The following is a 15795-nucleotide window of genomic DNA, read 5'->3' on the forward strand; positions in this document are numbered from 1 at the left end:
CCGGCTCAGCTGGCGGCCGCGCGCCGGCCCGGCAGCTCGATCACCGGGTAGGTCCGGCGCACGGCCACCGCCACCACCGACGCCGCGACCGCCTTGACCAGGTCGCCCGGGATGAAGGTGAGAGAGCCGGTGAACGAGGCCCACAGCGGCACGTCGCCGTAGATGCTGGTGAAGGGGATGCCGATCGCGTAGATCACGACGATCCCGCCGATCATGTTGGCGATCAGGGCCCAGGCCAGGTTGAACCGCTTCCAGAACAGCTGGGTGAGCAGGCCGATGACGAAGGCGGCGATCGGCCAGCTGTACAGGTACCCGGCGGTCGGGCCGACGAAGACGCTCAACCCGCCACGACCGCCCGCCAGGAGCGGCGCGCCCGCGGCCACGAGGGCCAGGAAGACCAGCAGCGCCAGGCCGCCCCGCTTGGCGCCCAGCACCGACCCGGCGAGCATCACGCCGAGGGTCTGCGCCGTGATCGGCACGGGCAGGCCCGGAACGGGCACGGGCGGCAGCAGCCCCAGCACCGCGACGATGGCGGCGAAGAGGGCGACGTAGGCGAGATCCCTGGACTTCACGCGGCGGAAAGTACCGGAGCCGATCCGCACCGCCTCCCGCCGGTCATGCCTGGAGCCACACGGCGGCGTCGTCGGGAACGGTTCCGTCGTCCACCGGGACGCTGCTGAGCAGCACCCGGCCCTCGGGGAGGGGCACCGGCGCGCCCGACAGGTTGACGAAGCAGACCAGTCCGCCCGACCGCCGGAACGCGACGCAACCGTCGGGTGCCTGTAACCACTGCACGTCCTCGCCGGTGAACGCCTCGGAGGAGCTGCGCAGGGCCAGGGCGGTTCGGTACAGCGACAGCATCGAGGTGTCGTCGTCCCGCTGGGCGTGCGCCGTCAGGGCTCCCCAGCCCGACGGCATCGGCAGCCAGGTGTCCGGAGCCGTGGAGAACCCGTACGGCGACTCCGCGCCCGACCACGGAACGGGGATCCGGCAGGCGTCGCGCCCGCGCTCGGCGCCCTCGGAGCGGAACCAGATCGGGTCCTGCAGCGCCTCGTCGGGCAGGTCGACGTCCGGCATGCCGAGCTCGTCGCCGTTGTAGAGGTAGGCCGCACCCGGCAGCGCCAGCTGCAGCAGTGCGGCCGCCCGGGCCCGCCGCGTGCCGAGGTCGCCGCCGCCGTAGCGGGTCACGTGGCGGGGCCGGTCGTGGTTGGACAGCACCCAGCAGGCCGGCGCGGGCGTCCCGGAGACGGCGGCCAGCGAGTGGGTGATCGCGTCCCGCAGCCCGTCGGGCGTCCACTCCGCCGTCAGCAGCTTGAAGTTGAAGGCCAGCTGGAGCTCGTCGGGTGCGAGGTACTGGGCCAGCCGGTCGTCGTCGGACACCCAGACCTCGCCCACGGCCATGGTGCCGGGGTACTGGTCGAGCACCGAGCGGATCCGGCGGTGGATCACGTGCACGCCGTCCTGGTCGAACCGGTGGTCGCCGGGGCCGTGGTCGTCGAGCAGGCCCGTGTCCTCCATCGGCAGCATGTCCGGCAGCCCCTCGGGCTTGGCCATGCCGTGCGCGACGTCGATGCGGAACCCGTCCACCCCGCGGTCGAGCCAGAAGCGCATCGTCTCCTCGAGGTCGGCGACCACCTCGGGGTTGGTGAAGTCCAGGTCGGGCTGCTCGGGCGCGAAGATGTGCAGGTACCACTGGCCGTCGGGCACGCGGGTCCAGGCCGGGCCGCCGAAGACCGAGGGCCAGTTGTTCGGCGGCTCGCTGCCGTCGGGGCCACGGCCGTCGCGGAAGACGTAGCGCGCCCGCTCGGGCGACCCCGGCCCGGCCGCGAGCGCGGCCCGGAACCACTCGTGGTGGTGCGAGCTGTGGTTCGGCACCAGGTCGACGGTCACCCGGATGCCCAGGGCGTGCGCCTCGGCCAGCATCGCGTCGAACTCGGCCAGGTCGCCGAACACCGGCTCGACGTCCCTCGGGTCGGCGACGTCGTACCCGTGGTCGGCCATCGGGGAGGGGTAGAACGGCGTGATCCACAGCGCGTCCACGCCCAGGTCGGACAGGTAGGGCAGCCGCGACCGGACGCCGGCCAGGTCGCCCACGCCGTCGCCGTTCCCGTCGGCGAAGCTCCGGATGTAGATCTGGTAGAACACCGCCTCCCGCCACCATGGAAGGACCTCGTCCCTCTCACTCCTCGCACGCTCGGAGCGAGCCTCCGGACGAGGCCGGGACGACCTGGTTGTGCTCGGGTCCGGGGTCACCGGGCTCCTTCGTGACGTGGTGGAACGGCCTTCCCTGCCGGGGAGGTCCTTCTAGGGGGTGAGGTCGCCGTCGGCGTCGGCGGGGAAGCGGTTCTGCATGCTCCGGGCCGCCATCTCCAGGTAACCCCACAGCGTCGCGTCCTGCTCGGGGGGCAGCTCGAGGGAGTCGACGGCGGCGCGCATGTGCGTGAGCCACGCGTCCCGCTCGACCGGCCCGATGGCGAACGGCGCGTGCCGCATGCGCAGCCGCGGGTGCCCGCGCTGCTCGGAGTAGGTGGTCGGCCCGCCCCAGTACTGCTCCAGGAACCCGCGCAGCCGGGTCTCGGCGCCTTCCCAGTCGTCCTGGGGGTACATCGGCTGCAGCACGGGGTCGGTGCGGACGGCGGCGTAGAAGCGCTGCACGAGCGAGCGGAAGGTCGGCTCGCCACCGACCTCGTCGTAGAAGGTCCGCGCCGACGGCAGGGACCGCCTCGACTCGCTCATTCCCTGGATGCTCCCTCAGCGTCGACCGTGGCGGGCGCCTGGCTCCGCGTCCCCCGGTAGGCCCACAGCGTCGGCGCCACCGCGATCATTCCGAGGCCGCCCGCGACGGCCACCACGACCGAGGGGCCGAACGCCTCGGCGGCGAGCCCCGACGCCAGCGCGCCGATGCCCTGGATGCCGGAGAGCCCGCTGGCCGCGACCCCGAAGGCCCGGCCGCGGAAGGCGCTGGGGACCGCCTGCACGAAGGCCACGTTGAGCGGGATCGTCCACGCGCCGGCGAGCCCCGAGACGAAGAGCAGCGCCACCAGCGTCCAGTACGTGCCGGGCCCGGGCCCGCCCAGGACGGCGACGAGCCCGCCCGCGAGCACCGCGAGCAGCGAGACCAGCACCAGCGGCTCGACCAGGCGCTCCCGCCGGGACGGCGCCACGAGCCGCGCGATGGCCAGCCCGCCGATCGTCAGGCCCAGCGGGTTGGCGGCCAGCAGCACGCCGACCGCGGTGGGCCCCTCGCCGAGCTCGTCGACCAGCGGCGCGGCGATGCCCTCGGGGGCGTAGAGGAACCCCGTCGCGAGCCAGGCGACGCCGACGATGGCCAGCAGCCGGGGGGAGCTGCGGATGAAGCGCAGCCCTTCGACCGCCCCGCGCCAGAGCGTGCTGGGTTCTGCGTCGACGGAGGGCGCTGGGCGCCGCTGCAACCCGACCCACAGCCACACCGCGGACACGAGGAAGGTGGCGGCGTTGACGAGCAGCGCGGTGCCGGGGCTGAAGACCAGGAGCAGGGCACCGCCGGCGAGGAAGCCCGCCACCTGGGCCAGCTGGACGGTGCTGCCGCTGATCGAGGTCGCGACGGCGTACCGGTCGCCGTCGAGGACGTCGGCCATGAGCGCGGACCGGGCCGACTCGAACGGGGGCGCGCACATCCCGACGACGAACAGCAGGACCAGGAGCAGCCACAACGGCACGCCCGGCAGCGCCATCGACGCGACCAGCACGGCGCGCAGGACGTCGGTGGTGATCAGGACCTCGCGGCGCGGGAACCGGTCGGCCAGGACCGAGAGCAGCGGGCCGCCTAGCAGCCAGGGCAGGTAGCCGATGGCGAAGGTGAGCGCCGCGAGCAGCGGGGAGTCGGTGCGGGCGTAGACCAGCACGGTCAGGGCCAGGCGGGCGAGCTCGTCGCCGGCCGCCGACAGCAGGAAGGTGCCGAACAGCGGGCGGAACTCCCGGACGGCGAAGACCTCCCGGAAGGTGGCCTGGCCCTCTCCGACGGTGGCGCCCTGCCCCGGGACGTCGGTGGTCAGCGGGACCCCGTCCCGGCGCCCGAGGCGCTGCCCAGCAACGGCACCGGCGTGCGGATGCCCTCGGCCACGAACCGCTCCTTGAGCCGCATCCGCAGCTCCCGGCCGACCCGCCACTGGTCGGCGTTCGTGGTGCGCACCTGCAGCCGCAGGAAGACGCCCTCGGAGGTGATCTGCTCGACGCCGAGCGACTCCGGCTCGGCCAGCAGCACCGCGGCCCAGTCCTCCTCGTCGTACATCGCGTCGGCGACCTCCTGCATCACCGTGCGGGCGCGCTCGAGGTCGGTGTCGTGGGCGACCGGCATGTCGATGACGACCTGCGCGTAGCCCTGGCTCTTGTTGCCCACGCGGAGCACCTCGCCGTTGCGGACGTACCAGACGACGCCGTTGACGTCGCGCAGCCGCGTGATCCGCAGGCCCACGGCCTCGACGGTCCCGCTGGCCTCGCCCAGGTCGACGACGTCACCCACGCCGTACTGGTCCTCGAGGATGATCCCGATCCCGGTGATGAAGTCCTTGATCAGGTTCTGCGCACCGAAGCCGAGGGCGACGCCGACGACGCCCGCGCTGGCCACGATCGGCGCGAGGTTGATGCCCAGCTCGCCCAGCACCAGGACGACGGCGATGCCCATGATCACGATCGAGGCGAAGCTGCGGAGCACCGAGCCGATGGCCTCGGCGCGCTGGGTGCGGCGGGCCGCCACCTGGTCGACCGGGTCGCCGGGCTGCGCCGCACGGTTGCGCAGCGGACGCAGGATCGTCGGCATCGCGCCGGTGGCGGTGCGGTCGGTGAGCCGCCGGATGGCCCGGTGGGCGAAGCCGCGCACGACGGCGGCGAGCACGACGATCAGCAGGATCCGCGACGGCGTGGCGATGAGGGTGCGCGCGTTCTCCGCGAGCCAGTCCAGCCCGAACCAGTCGTAGACCTTCTGGCAGAGCCAGTAGTCCGCGCAGTCGGGCGTGCTCTCATCGGCCGCGAGCACGGTGCGTGATCCGTCCATCACCCGGAATCCTTACAGGTCGGCGGCGTGCCGTCAGCGATGACCGACGCGTGTCCGGCCGGGGGCGTTCCGCAATCTCACGAGGTGAGACCGGTGTGCGCCGCGAGGAAGGCCAGCTGGTCGGCGGAGAGCCCGACGGTCCTGCTCACCGCCCGCGCGCCGTGCCCCACCGAGGTCTCCCGCCGCAGCACGATCGGCGCCTCGGAGCTGGTGGCGTGCTGCAGCGCCGCGGCGAGCTTGCGGCCGTGCAGCGGGTCGACGCGGGTGTCGGACTCGAACGTCGTGAACAGGGTGGCCGGGTAGGCCGTGCCCTCGCGGACCGCGTGGTACGGCGAGTAGCCCAGCAGCCAGCCCAGCTCGACGGCGTCCTCGGCCGTGCCGTACTCGTCGTTCCACGTCCGGCCGAGGCCGAACTGCTCGTACCGGACCATGTCCAGCAGCGGCGCGCTGCAGACGACGGCGGCGGCCAGATCGGGCCGCTGGGTGAGGGTGGCGCCGACCAGCAGCCCGCCGTTGGACCCGCCCATGACCGCGAGCTGCTCGTGCGTCGTCCAGCCCTGCGCCACCAGGTGCTCCCCGGCGGCGGCGAAGTCGTCGAACACGTTCTGCTTGCGCTCGCGCATGCCGGCGCGGTGCCACTCCTCACCGTGCTCGGACCCGCCGCGCAGGTTGGCGACGACCCACACGCCGCCGGCGGCCACCCAGGACAGCGCCTGCGGCGAGTAGGCCGGCGTCAGCGAGACGTTGAAGCCGCCGTAGCCGTAGAGGACCGTCGGGCGCGGGCGGTCGGCGGCGCCCGTGCCCGACAGGACGAACAGGTGCACCGGCGTGCCGTCCGCCGACGTCGCGTGCGTCTCGACGACGGTCAGCTCCGGCACCTCGCTGGCGACCGGCGCCTTCTCCCACTCCGTCAGCACGGCGGGGTCGGCGGAGTCCCAGCGCAGCACCGAGGGCGGGGTGGCGTAGTCGGTGTAGCCGACCCAGGCGGTCGTCCCGCCGGAGTGCGGGGCGCTGACGCCGGTGATGCTGCCGGCACCCGGTGCGGGCACGTCGGCCAGCCGTCCGCCGCCGTCCCCGGCCCACAGCGACAACCGGTCGGTCGCGTCGACGGCGTGCACGGCCAGCATCTGCAGCGTGCCGTCGGGGGCGTCCACGAGGGCCAGGTCGGAGAGGACGGCGTCGTCCTGCTGCGGGACGACGTCGGTCCAGGCCTCGGGCCCCCACGTCGCGGGGTCGGCGGGGTCGGCCACCGCCACCCGCCAGCGCGGGGCGTCCCGGTCGCTCATCAGCCACAGCCGGCCGTCCCGGGCGACCCACGCGGCGGTCTGGGCGTCGACGCCGGTCTGGAGCTCGCGCAGCGCGCCGTCGCCGGCCAGGTCGGCCAGCCAGACGTCGTCGCGCGGGGCGGTGCCGGCCGAGGCGGAGACGATCAGCCAGCGGCCGTCGGCGCTGGTGCGGACGCCGTAGTAGTTCGTGGGGTCGAGACCCTCCCCGTGCACGAGCACGTCGTCGGCCGGATCGGCGCCGACGCGGTGGCGCCACACCCGGCGGTGGTACTGCTCCTCGCCGGCGGGCACCTGGTCCGGGGCGAGGCGGCGCACGTAGAAGAGCTCGTCACCGCCGGGCAGCCAGCCCACGGGGGAGTAGCGGCACCGGTCGACCGGGCCGTCGAGCACCTCCCCGGTCGCGACGTCGAGGACGTAGAGGTTCGACTCCTCGTCGCCACCGCTGCTCACCTGGTAGGCCAGCCGGTCGCCCTCCCAGGACGGCGCCCACGCGTCGAGCGTCGTCGTCCCCTCGGGGTCCAGCTGCATCGGGTCGACGAGCACGCGCACCGTGCCGTCGGCCTCGCGCACCCGCAGCACCGCGTGCTCCTGGCCCGGGTCGCGACGGGTGGAGAAGGCGCGCTCACCACGCCACACCGGCAGACCCACGGCGCCGGCGTGCACCAGCTGTTCCAGCCGCTCGGCGAAGCGCGCGCGCAGGGGGAGCGCGGACAGCACCTCGCCGGCCAGGGCGTCCTGGGCCTCCGACCACTCCTGCGTGCGGGGGTCGGCGGGGTCCTCGAGCCAGCGGTAGGGATCCGCGACGCGGTGACCGTGCAGGTCGTCGACGAGGTCCAGGCGCGGGGCGTCCGGGTAGCGCATGCCCGGCACGCTAGTCGCGCCCCCTGACACGGGATCGGTGCCGCGGGGGAATTCGACTGCGCCGATGGGCCTCCGACAGGTCAGAATGGGGCTGCCCGCGGGTCGCGCAGCACCCGGTGGTCCGGGGCGTCCGGAGGTGATCCGTGCCGCGTTCCGCGCCCGGGTCGTCGTCGGCGGGTCACCCAGGCCCGCGTCGCGACCCCGTCCTGCCGCTCGTCCCGCTGCCCTCGCCCGCCACGACCGCGGCCACCCTGCTGCTCAACGCGACCTACGAGCCGCTGTGCGTGGTGTCCAGCCGGCGGGCCATCGTGCTCGTCCTGGCCGCCAAGGCGGAGTCGGTCGACGTCACCGGCGACGTGGTGCACGCCGAGACCGTCAGCCTGCCGGTGCCCGTCGTCGCCCGGCTGACCCGCTACGTGCGGGTGCCCTACCCGGTGGCGGTGCCGCTGTCTCGCCGGGCGGTCTTCACCCGGGACGCGCAGACCTGCGTCTACTGCGGCGGGTCGGCCACGAGCATCGACCACGTCGTCCCGCGCAGCCGCGTTATCTGTAGTGCCTTCACCCCCTCTCAGGACTTGCACGACGACACCGGCGAGGATTGCGTGCTGAGGGATTACAGGAGACTTCCTCAGCACGGACGACGAAGGCTCTCGCGGACCGGTCTGCGGTCAAGGGTGGCGGAACGGTGGGCCGTTCGATGACGACGACCTTGGTGCTGAACGCTTCATACGAGCCCCTCGGAGCGGTGGCCGAAAGGCGCGCCATCGTCCTCGTACTCACGGAGAAGGCAGTCGTCCTGGAGGAGGGGCAGTGGGTCCTCCACTCCGAGCGACTCACGATCTCCGTGCCCAGCGTCGTTCGCCTGCGGTACTACGTGCGCGTTCCTCACCAGGCAGGTTCGGTCCCGTTGAACAGGAAGGCGGTGTTCGAGCGAGACGGGCACGTGTGCGTCTACTGCGGGAGCCGACCGGACACAGTCGATCATGTCGTTCCCAGGTCGCGAGGGGGACTTCACGTCTGGACGAACGTCGTGGCGGCGTGCCGACGCTGCAATCACCGGAAGGCCGATCGGCTCCTCAGTGAACTGGGCTGGGCGTTGGCGACGAAGCCGACGATGCCCAGCGACCGGCTGCTGAGGCTGCGGGGCGCTTCCGCCGTTCACGACTCCTGGGCTCGGTACCTCGATCCCGAGGGCTGGGCGGTGGGCGCCGCGAGTTGACGTTGGACCGCTCCCGCTCCGGGTGGGCGGGGTGCGGTCGGGCGGACCTGTCGGTGACCCCTGCGATCCTGACTTGGTGACTTGCGCGGATGACTCCTGATGGCCAGCGCTCCACTTGGCTGGGGCGATCAGTGCGGCGCAGAGTTGACCCACGGGGAACGCTCCTCCGGGCGAGCGCGCCGGTTCTGTAGCGGCACCTGTCGCCAGCGGTTCCACCGTCGAGTGAGCCTGCGCAGGAACCTCGCGCGCGAGGTCGGCCTCACGCAACAGCAACTGGATCGATTGCTGGCCCTGTACCGGGTCGCGCCTCGACGGGCGTCCGCCTGATCGGATCGTGACTTCGCCACGTCACGCTTTGGCGGCGCCCTAGACTCCGACTGGCGACGGGGCGGAGCGATCCGCCCCGTCGCCCGATCGGTGGAAGGGCTGGTCACAAGCGGCGTGGCGCTGGCGCGCTCATTACGTTGCGGTGCATGTCAGGGCGGCGGACGGGATGAGGCGGCGGCGTGTCTACGGGCTGCTCTACGGCGGCTGCGCCGTCTTCGGCGCTGCGTTCGGTGTGGCCTGGTGGGCCTACTACGGCGACGCAGTGCTGGGTGGCTTCTTCCTCGGCCTGGCGGCTCTCTCGGTCCTGTCGTACTACCTGGTGACCCAGCCGATGCGGTTGCGTGCGAAGCGAGACGCGGAGCGCGAGGCGACAGCCGCCGTGGAACTGGAGCCTGCCTCTTCTGCCGACTCGGCGGATTCCCAGGTGAAGGCAACCGGATACGCGCCACCAGGACTGGGTCCGGCGTCCGGAGAGATCATCGTCGAACGCCCGAAGGGCTACTACGTCGCCGTGTACCGGCGCTACCGCATTCTCATCGACGGCCGCAAAGTCGGTGCCGTGAAGCGGGGGGAGACGCTGCGGACGACGGTCACGGCGGGGCCGCACACGGTGGCAGCCAGGATCGACTGGTCGGGAAGTCCGGCAGTCGAAGTCAACGTGCCTCCCGGCGGCCAGGTCGCGCTCGATGTGGAGCCTTCGAATGACCCGTTCGCAGGCATGCTCTCCAGCGACAAGATGCTCACGCTCAGGTTGAAGCCCTGACAAGCCGAACGCCCCGGCGGGCTGCGAGTTCAGGCTTACGCCGATGGTTCAGGTGTGGGCGTCGACCACAGCCTTCACCTTGGGATTCAGGTACACGAATGTCTGGTGCTGCGCGATCCGATCGAAGACGGCTTGAGGTGCACCCGCCTCGTGCAGCATCAGCAGCACGAAGGCCCAGTACACGGACTGCCCGAGATAGTATTGATCGGATTCCGCGCCTCGTGGTCGTCGTCCGAGATGATGAGCGATGTCGTTACGGTGATAGGCGACCGCGTTGGACCACTTGTTCACGTTTCCCACCATTTCCGTGAATGGGGAACCGGCTTGTGCCCCGCAACGCCGAAGCCTGGTGGGCAACTTATCCGTGGAGTTCCCGGTCTTGGTGCGATCGAATCCCTCCAAGGCTGCCGTGTAGTTGAGCATCCTGTCGGAAACGAACATGTTTGCGGTCGCCCGAGTGCTCATGGCACGTCCTAGGGCGCTCCGGTAGGTCGCGGCCACCGTCATCCACTTGGCCAAGCCGTCTACGCCGCCCAAATCTTCGAATGTGAAGTACAAGTCGTGGTGGTCGATCTGGTCGGGCTTCTTGGCGAGGTCGCGAATGCTCCAACGGGAGATGACCTCAAACGGCATTGGAATGTCGTCCCCATTTGGACGCTCGCGCACCAGGTCGGGGTGGTAGCCGCTGACATTCTGAAACCCAGCGTCGCGGCCGGTGGCGATGGAGAGGAGGTCTTGAGCGTCACTTGCGATGTCAATGAGGTCGTCAATGGGCATGACGCTGTCAGCGCCGATGCGTAAGCGGTAACCCTGCCAGAGGGACCGCTCAGTCTCTCGCCGCCCCGTAGCGCCGAACCGGTACGGAAGACTGAGCGTGAGTCCTCCCGTGAGTTGCACGTTGCGCGTGGGCTTGTTCTCAACGCTGAGTTCGATCTTATTCCAGCGTTTCTGGTCTTCGGTCGTGTACATCGTCTCGCCGATGTACTTCTCGATCACCCAATCGTTCAGGTAGGCGAGGGCAACGCTGATGGCGTCCGCCTCGGGCTCTTCATCCTTCTCCCACCACACGTCCTTGAAGACGCGGTTGACGCTCACGATCTGTTCGTTGGCTGGCCCGAATAGGTTGCCGCGAACGTGTGTTTGGAAACAGTCCTCCAGGGTCAGAGGGCGACCTTCAACTCGGCCGTAAATCCTGGGATACGTGCCGGATCGCTCTTGGACATCCAGTGTGAGGCTCTGGGATACCGCGCCATTCTCGCTCACCTCTGGCTCGGCATAGTCGGTCCAGACACTCAGGGCCCCTATGAGCGTGAGAGTCCCGCCAGTCTCGGGATCGAATCGCAGGTAACCTGGCACTTCCTTGTCTTCGCGGCCAGGAAGCCACCAGTGCCCACGAACCTCGAACGCTTCATCGCTCACGTGCTTCCCCCGCGCTGCGTCGTCGTCGCTAACCGATGTCAGCCATCCAAGCAGGGTTGTCGGATGGCCGCCTGATGGTTGATCGGCGTGGCGTCGCTACCTCGCGGTGTTGGCTTGACGCATCAGTCGGGTGTGTGCGGCGCGGGAGGCCATGAGGTCTTCCTCAAGTGTCGACTTCTCCTGGTCTAGGGTCCGGCATTGCGCTTGCGTGGCATCCAGTTCCGCGAGCAGGTCGCGATTCCGCCGCTCCAAGTCGTCGATGCGCGCCAATGAGTCCTGCTGTGTCAGAGCGTTCATCTCTGCCCCGAGGGTGCGGTGCAGCCGGTTACGCAGTTCCCGGTTCTCTCGGCGGAGATCACGCACCTCGGCTCTGGCCAGTTCTAGGTCTTGACGGAGACTGTCCGTTGTGACTCGGGAACGCACGGGGACCCGAGAGGCATCAGGATCGAACCCGTCCGCTTCCTGCTTCGCCATCGCCTCCGCAATGGACTTCTTCAATGTGGGGTCATGTACGAGGCCCTCGGACACTCGCGCGCTTCGGGCGACGGCTGCGAACGAGATTCGCACTCCGCTTTCCTGCATGTCGCGGACCGCGTCCAAGACGCGCTGTCGCTTCTCGGCACTGACCTGCTTCCGCGCTCGTACCAGAGGGAGATCGCTGCTGGTCGTCACGCCGGTTCCTCCGGCGGCCGACGCCCGATCTGGACGAGAACGGGGCCACGCGAAGTTTCGACATCGGCGGCGGCAGCGGCTGCGCGGGCACGGCGGAGAATGACGCTCGCCTGCTCGATTGCGGAGCGCTCATCCTCATTGAGGTCGGCCAAGTCGGTGAGCATCTTGGCGGAGATGTTCCGATAGGCGGCGACCTCTTGCTCTAGCCCGTCGATGACCCAGTCCGCAGCCCCGGTGGCGATAGCGGTCTCACGGTTCTGGAGCAACTCGTGAATGTGCTCCTCGATGGCCGGGAGGAACGAGGGGTCCGGTCGATAGTGAGCACAACCAGCGCACTGGAACCGCAGTGGGCATGCCTTGCCGCCTGCCGCGACGTTGCTCGGCTCCTGGCAGTTTCCGTAGGGCACCGCCACCGACTGGACCTCGTACGCGAGGACGCTGACCGCGCCGACCCGTTGGCCGGTGCGGTCCAGCCGCATCGACGCCACCGTTTCGACGGCGGCTCGACGGCGCTCTTGCGAAACCGTGTAGTAGATCATCGTCGTCTCGACCGATCGGTGATCCATCAGTTGCCGCAGAATGTCGACGGACGTTCCAGCGTCTGCATGACGCTGTGCATAAGCGTGTCGGAAAGCGTGCGGGTAGATCAGCGTGCGATCGAAGGGCTGCACCCTCCCCTTCTCGTCCGGGTAGTCGTTGAGTATGGCGTTCTCAGGGATGGCAGTGACCCAACGGCTGATCCAATCGGCTAGGCCGCTTGCTGCGATGTGCACCTTGCCGTCGGGGTTGCGGACCGGGCGGGGGAACAGCCACAAGCGGTCACGCGTGGTGTGCGGAAAGGCGGCGGCAACGAGACCTCCCACCTCGTTGATCTCTGTGGCGAGGGCCTCGTCGATGGGCAAGCGTCGTCCTCGTCGCCGGGCCTTGACGTTCGTGTAGACCAGATTCCAGCCGTCGTCCTTCTTCTCGGTGCAGTCGAGACGCAGTGCGGCCAGATCACTGACGCGGCGACCGGTATCGCGGAGAAGGCGGTATGCGAGTCGCCGGAGTCGACAGGAGAGCGCCATTCCGAGTGGCCTGATCTCGCGCCCGATGTCGAGCAGGCCGACGTAGTTGTCCAACTGCGCGATGACGTGTTCGGGGACAGCCCGCCCGACGAGGTCGTCCTCGTCGTAGTCCTCGCTGCGATCGAACTTATCGTCGGCGTTGAAGGCGAATCCTTTAGGGACGTGATCGAGCCAGTCGTCGTTGCGCGCGTGGGCGAGGAACAACTTCGCGGCGGTGACGTATCGACCCTTGGTGCTGTTACTAAGTGCGGCACCATCGTTCTGGGTGAGGCCACCGATCAAGTCCATGAACGTGTCGATCTCGCTCCGGGACAGCAGGGTCGCGTCATGCGCTCCAGGACCGAGTGCGATGGCGTCACTGAGGTGGCTGATCGCAGTGATGCTGATGCGGACGTTGTCAGCGCGGTTGACGCTTCCTGTATCGATCCACCGCTTCGCCAGGTCGCGCAGCCATCGCTGACGGATGGGGGTGAAGTCCACGAGAAGGGGCTTGGTCCCGGTCTCGCGACCCGCAGCGAGGTTCAGCACTCGCAGGTCCCAGATGTCCTTGCGCCGCTCGGCTTCAGCGTCGGCGTAGAGGACGGTCAGCGTGTCCACCGCGTACTTGAACCATGGGCGCGCCGAGCCGGAGAAGGAGCCGGGCAACTCGACGAGGCTCGCCACCGCCGTCTCGCGGACGGCACGGGCGATGGTGCGAGCAGGCTCCAGGTCGAAGCGGTTGCCCTCGGCGTCGCGCTTCTGGAGGACGTAGAGGATCTCGCTGACGACCAGCGCGGGCAGGCCGCCGAGCCACAGCGTCACGCCGTCATTGATCGGTTCCTGGACGGCCGCCCACGCGTCGATGTCTGCGGGCTGGCCCGCCGCGTACCACCGCCGGTAGTGCGTCCGGCAGAGCCCGCGCGTCTCGGACTGCAACGCGCACGGACTGACGAGGCACTCGGGCGTCCGCGGCATGGGCGTGACTGTGGCCATCCACGCGGCGCGGTCCGTGCCGCCCCGTCGCTGGAAGGCGCGCCAGGACACGTCGTGCAGGTTGCACAGCAGGGAATCGCTCCCGGCGGCGGTTCGCTCGCACTGCTCCTCGTCGAGCGTCACCTCACACCGGAGGTCGTCCGGCCCTTGAAGTCCGCGCTGCCTCCCCGTGCGTTCGGCGGTACGCAGCCACGCCTCTACGTCGTCACTGCCGCTGGCCACGAACTGGCGGCGGCAGACCGAGCAGAGGCCGTGGCTGGACCGTGTCGTCTTCCCGCAGCCACTGACCCGGCAAGCACTCAGGGCGGCCTGCCGGTCCGCTGGGTCGGCGCGGAGGAGGTGCCTGGAGGCATCCCACTGCGAGGCGCGCCAGCCCGAGTCCAGGCGGCTGCGCAGGACAGTCAGTCGCGGATCGGCATCGTGCTCTGCATCCGGTGCCTCGGGGACCAGCGCGAGGTGCGACGCCCGCGTCATGCGGCACCAGCGGTGCTGCGGTACTGGAAGACGCCCTGGACGGCATCCCTCATAGCCTGCGCCTCCGGGTGCAGGTAGACGCCGGTCGAGGACAGTGCCACGTGTCCCAGGAGTTCCTGCACGACATCGACCGGGACGCCGTCCGCCAGCAAGGCGGTGGCGAACGTGTGGCGGAACATGTGCGGCTTCACGGTGAAGCCCACCCGCTTGCTGAGCCTCTCGAACAGGTTCTTCGTCGACCGGTACGTCATCCCACGGCCCAGCGGCGCGTGGAACAGGTTGACGAAGACGAGGTCCCTGTCGCGGGCCTGCGGGACGGCGTCACGCTCGTACTGGTACTGGCGGTAGAGGTCGACGTACTCCTGCTCGACCGGTACCGGTCGTCCGCGCCGGTCCTTCGCCAGAGCCCCGTTGTCGTTGTCCTCACGACGAAGGACATGGATGTGTGCCCCGTCGAACTTGCACCCCAGATGACGCGAGGACGGCAGCAAGTGCATGTCGCTGCGGCGCAGCCCCAACTGCTCGCTGATCCGGAGGCCGGTAGCGCGTAGCCCGTAGACCAGGAACCGATCGCGCGCGTGGGCGCACTCGTCGATCACCGCGCAGGTCTGGTCGTCGGTGAGGGTGACGATCTCCGGCTCCTCCTCGAAGACCTTGAGGACTCGGGCTCGCACCTTCCGCCACTGCCCGTCCTCGCCGGGGTCGTAGTTGGGCGGCGTGTGGTGCAGGATGCGCTCCTCCGATAGTTGGTCAGCGACCCGCTCCTCCACCCAGCCTTGCGTGGCGCAGAAGCGCAGGAAGCCGCAGACCGCCGTCAGGTGGCCGCCGACGGTGGTGCCCTTGCGCAGTTCCAGGAGGCGGCGGTCGACTCCACGTGGTGGCTCGGTCATCGTCTTCGGTGTCTCTTCGAGCCACCGCTTGAACTGCGTCATCTGCGTGAGCGAGATGGTCCGCCAGTCGATGCCGTGGCGGTCGGCCCAGGACAAGAACCCGGCCACGCGTCCCGCGTACGCCCGTGCGGTGTTCATCGACCGCTTGCGCCCGTCGACCAGCACCGACAGGTACGCGCTCGCCTCGGGGTGCAGTTCGAAGGTCTCGTCGATCACGACGAGGTTGGTGCGCCCGTTCAGGGGGGAGATGGCCTTGCTGACCTCGTAGCGCATGGGGCGCACCGTAGGTCCCGCCTCCGACAGATCCCGGCTCATCGGCGGCGTGTCGTGAGCGTCGTGAGGGGCTAGCCACGTGGCTGAGCAGCGAGTATCGATGGAGGTATGCAGATAAGCCGCGGCGGGACGCACACCTGGGACAACGTGGTGGCCGCCTGCCGGCGGTGCAACCACACCAAGGCCGACCGCTCGCTGGCCGAGCTCGGGTGGAAGCTGCCGCAGCCGCCGCGCACCCCGAGCGGCGCCGCCTGGCGGCTGTTGGGGGGCGCGCACGGTCGACCCGCGTTGGCGGGAGTGGCTCGGCATGCCGGAGAGCGTCAGCGCCTGAGGGCTGCCCGGGGAGCCCTCCGCTGCCGTCGAGGCGAGGTGTCGTCGCATGCCGTCCCGGTGGCACGCGCGTCGTCAGCTTCTGCCTAGATGACACGCCGATCCCGTCACGATCGACGTCGAGATCTGCCCGCTTCTCATCATTGCGGGCGACTCGCCTCGGTGAGCGCTGCACAACAGTTGCGGAACTCCTACTTTCCACTCGCCGGC

The 15795-nt window shown here is 69.9% G+C and carries 14 protein-coding genes; 4 read left to right on the forward strand and 10 right to left on the reverse strand.

From position 1 onward, the window contains the following. Positions 1-5 precede the first annotated feature (5 nt). The 6 genes from DQ244_RS05180 to DQ244_RS05205 form a co-directional block, all read right to left on the reverse strand. The gene (locus DQ244_RS05180) at positions 6-572 is read right to left on the reverse strand and encodes a biotin transporter BioY (RefSeq protein ID WP_113810310.1); all 567 of its coding nucleotides are present in this window, start codon (positions 570-572) and stop codon (positions 6-8) included. 43 nt (positions 573-615) lie between these two features. After that, positions 616-2145 carry an alpha-amylase family glycosyl hydrolase gene (locus tag DQ244_RS05185; protein WP_233491178.1) on the reverse strand — a complete coding sequence of 510 codons (1530 nt, stop codon included), beginning with the start codon at positions 2143-2145 and terminating at the stop codon, positions 616-618. A gap of 159 nt (positions 2146-2304) precedes the next feature. Beyond that, complete coding sequence (locus tag DQ244_RS05190; protein ID WP_113810311.1) at positions 2305-2736, reverse strand: globin; 432 nt, start codon at positions 2734-2736, stop codon at positions 2305-2307. After that, on the reverse strand, positions 2733-4148 hold the full coding sequence (locus tag DQ244_RS05195; protein WP_233491179.1) for an MFS transporter: 1416 nt from the start codon (positions 4146-4148) through the stop codon (positions 2733-2735). The genes DQ244_RS05190 and DQ244_RS05195 overlap by 4 nt, the downstream gene beginning before the upstream one ends. Next, positions 4031-5032 carry a mechanosensitive ion channel family protein gene (locus DQ244_RS05200; protein WP_113810312.1) on the reverse strand — a complete coding sequence of 334 codons (1002 nt, stop codon included), beginning with the start codon at positions 5030-5032 and terminating at the stop codon, positions 4031-4033. The genes DQ244_RS05195 and DQ244_RS05200 overlap by 118 nt, the downstream gene beginning before the upstream one ends. Positions 5033-5109: 77 nt before the next feature. After that, a complete protein-coding gene (locus DQ244_RS05205) occupies positions 5110-7179 on the reverse strand; it encodes a prolyl oligopeptidase family protein (protein ID WP_113810313.1) in 2070 nt (689 codons plus the stop codon). 143 nt (positions 7180-7322) lie between these two features. Here DQ244_RS05205 and DQ244_RS19815 point away from each other — a divergent pair, with 143 nt between their 5' ends. From DQ244_RS19815 to DQ244_RS05220, 3 genes are all read left to right on the forward strand, one after another. Further along, the gene (locus tag DQ244_RS19815) at positions 7323-7880 is read left to right on the forward strand and encodes an HNH endonuclease (protein WP_233491180.1); all 558 of its coding nucleotides are present in this window, start codon (positions 7323-7325) and stop codon (positions 7878-7880) included. Beyond that, positions 7877-8398 carry an HNH endonuclease gene (locus DQ244_RS05215; RefSeq protein ID WP_113810675.1) on the forward strand — a complete coding sequence of 174 codons (522 nt, stop codon included), beginning with the start codon at positions 7877-7879 and terminating at the stop codon, positions 8396-8398. The genes DQ244_RS19815 and DQ244_RS05215 overlap by 4 nt, the downstream gene beginning before the upstream one ends. Positions 8399-8867: 469 nt before the next feature. Beyond that, complete coding sequence (locus tag DQ244_RS05220; RefSeq protein ID WP_147251470.1) at positions 8868-9488, forward strand: hypothetical protein; 621 nt, start codon at positions 8868-8870, stop codon at positions 9486-9488. Positions 9489-9536: 48 nt separating this feature from the next. Here DQ244_RS05220 and DQ244_RS05225 read toward each other — a convergent pair whose 3' ends face one another. From DQ244_RS05225 to DQ244_RS05240, 4 genes are all read right to left on the reverse strand, one after another. Next, complete coding sequence (locus DQ244_RS05225) at positions 9537-10907, reverse strand: hypothetical protein (protein ID WP_147251471.1); 1371 nt, start codon at positions 10905-10907, stop codon at positions 9537-9539. Positions 10908-11003: 96 nt separating this feature from the next. Then, positions 11004-11579: a DUF6262 family protein gene (locus tag DQ244_RS05230; RefSeq protein WP_113810316.1), complete on the reverse strand. Its 576-nt coding sequence runs from the start codon at positions 11577-11579 to the stop codon at positions 11004-11006. Beyond that, complete coding sequence (locus tag DQ244_RS05235) at positions 11576-14092, reverse strand: site-specific integrase (RefSeq protein WP_113810317.1); 2517 nt, start codon at positions 14090-14092, stop codon at positions 11576-11578. Before DQ244_RS05235 ends, DQ244_RS05230 begins: the two co-directional genes overlap by 4 nt. Beyond that, complete coding sequence (locus DQ244_RS05240) at positions 14089-15255, reverse strand: tyrosine-type recombinase/integrase (RefSeq protein ID WP_158544469.1); 1167 nt, start codon at positions 15253-15255, stop codon at positions 14089-14091. The genes DQ244_RS05235 and DQ244_RS05240 overlap by 4 nt, the downstream gene beginning before the upstream one ends. Before the next feature lie 108 nt (positions 15256-15363). On the opposite strand from DQ244_RS05240, the gene DQ244_RS05245 reads away from it, so the two are divergent. Continuing rightward, positions 15364-15675 carry an HNH endonuclease gene (locus tag DQ244_RS05245; RefSeq protein WP_199580194.1) on the forward strand — a complete coding sequence of 104 codons (312 nt, stop codon included), beginning with the start codon at positions 15364-15366 and terminating at the stop codon, positions 15673-15675. Positions 15676-15795 lie beyond the last annotated feature (120 nt).

Source organism: Blastococcus sp. TBT05-19, assembly GCF_003319095.1.
Taxonomy (GTDB): domain Bacteria; phylum Actinomycetota; class Actinomycetes; order Mycobacteriales; family Geodermatophilaceae; genus Blastococcus.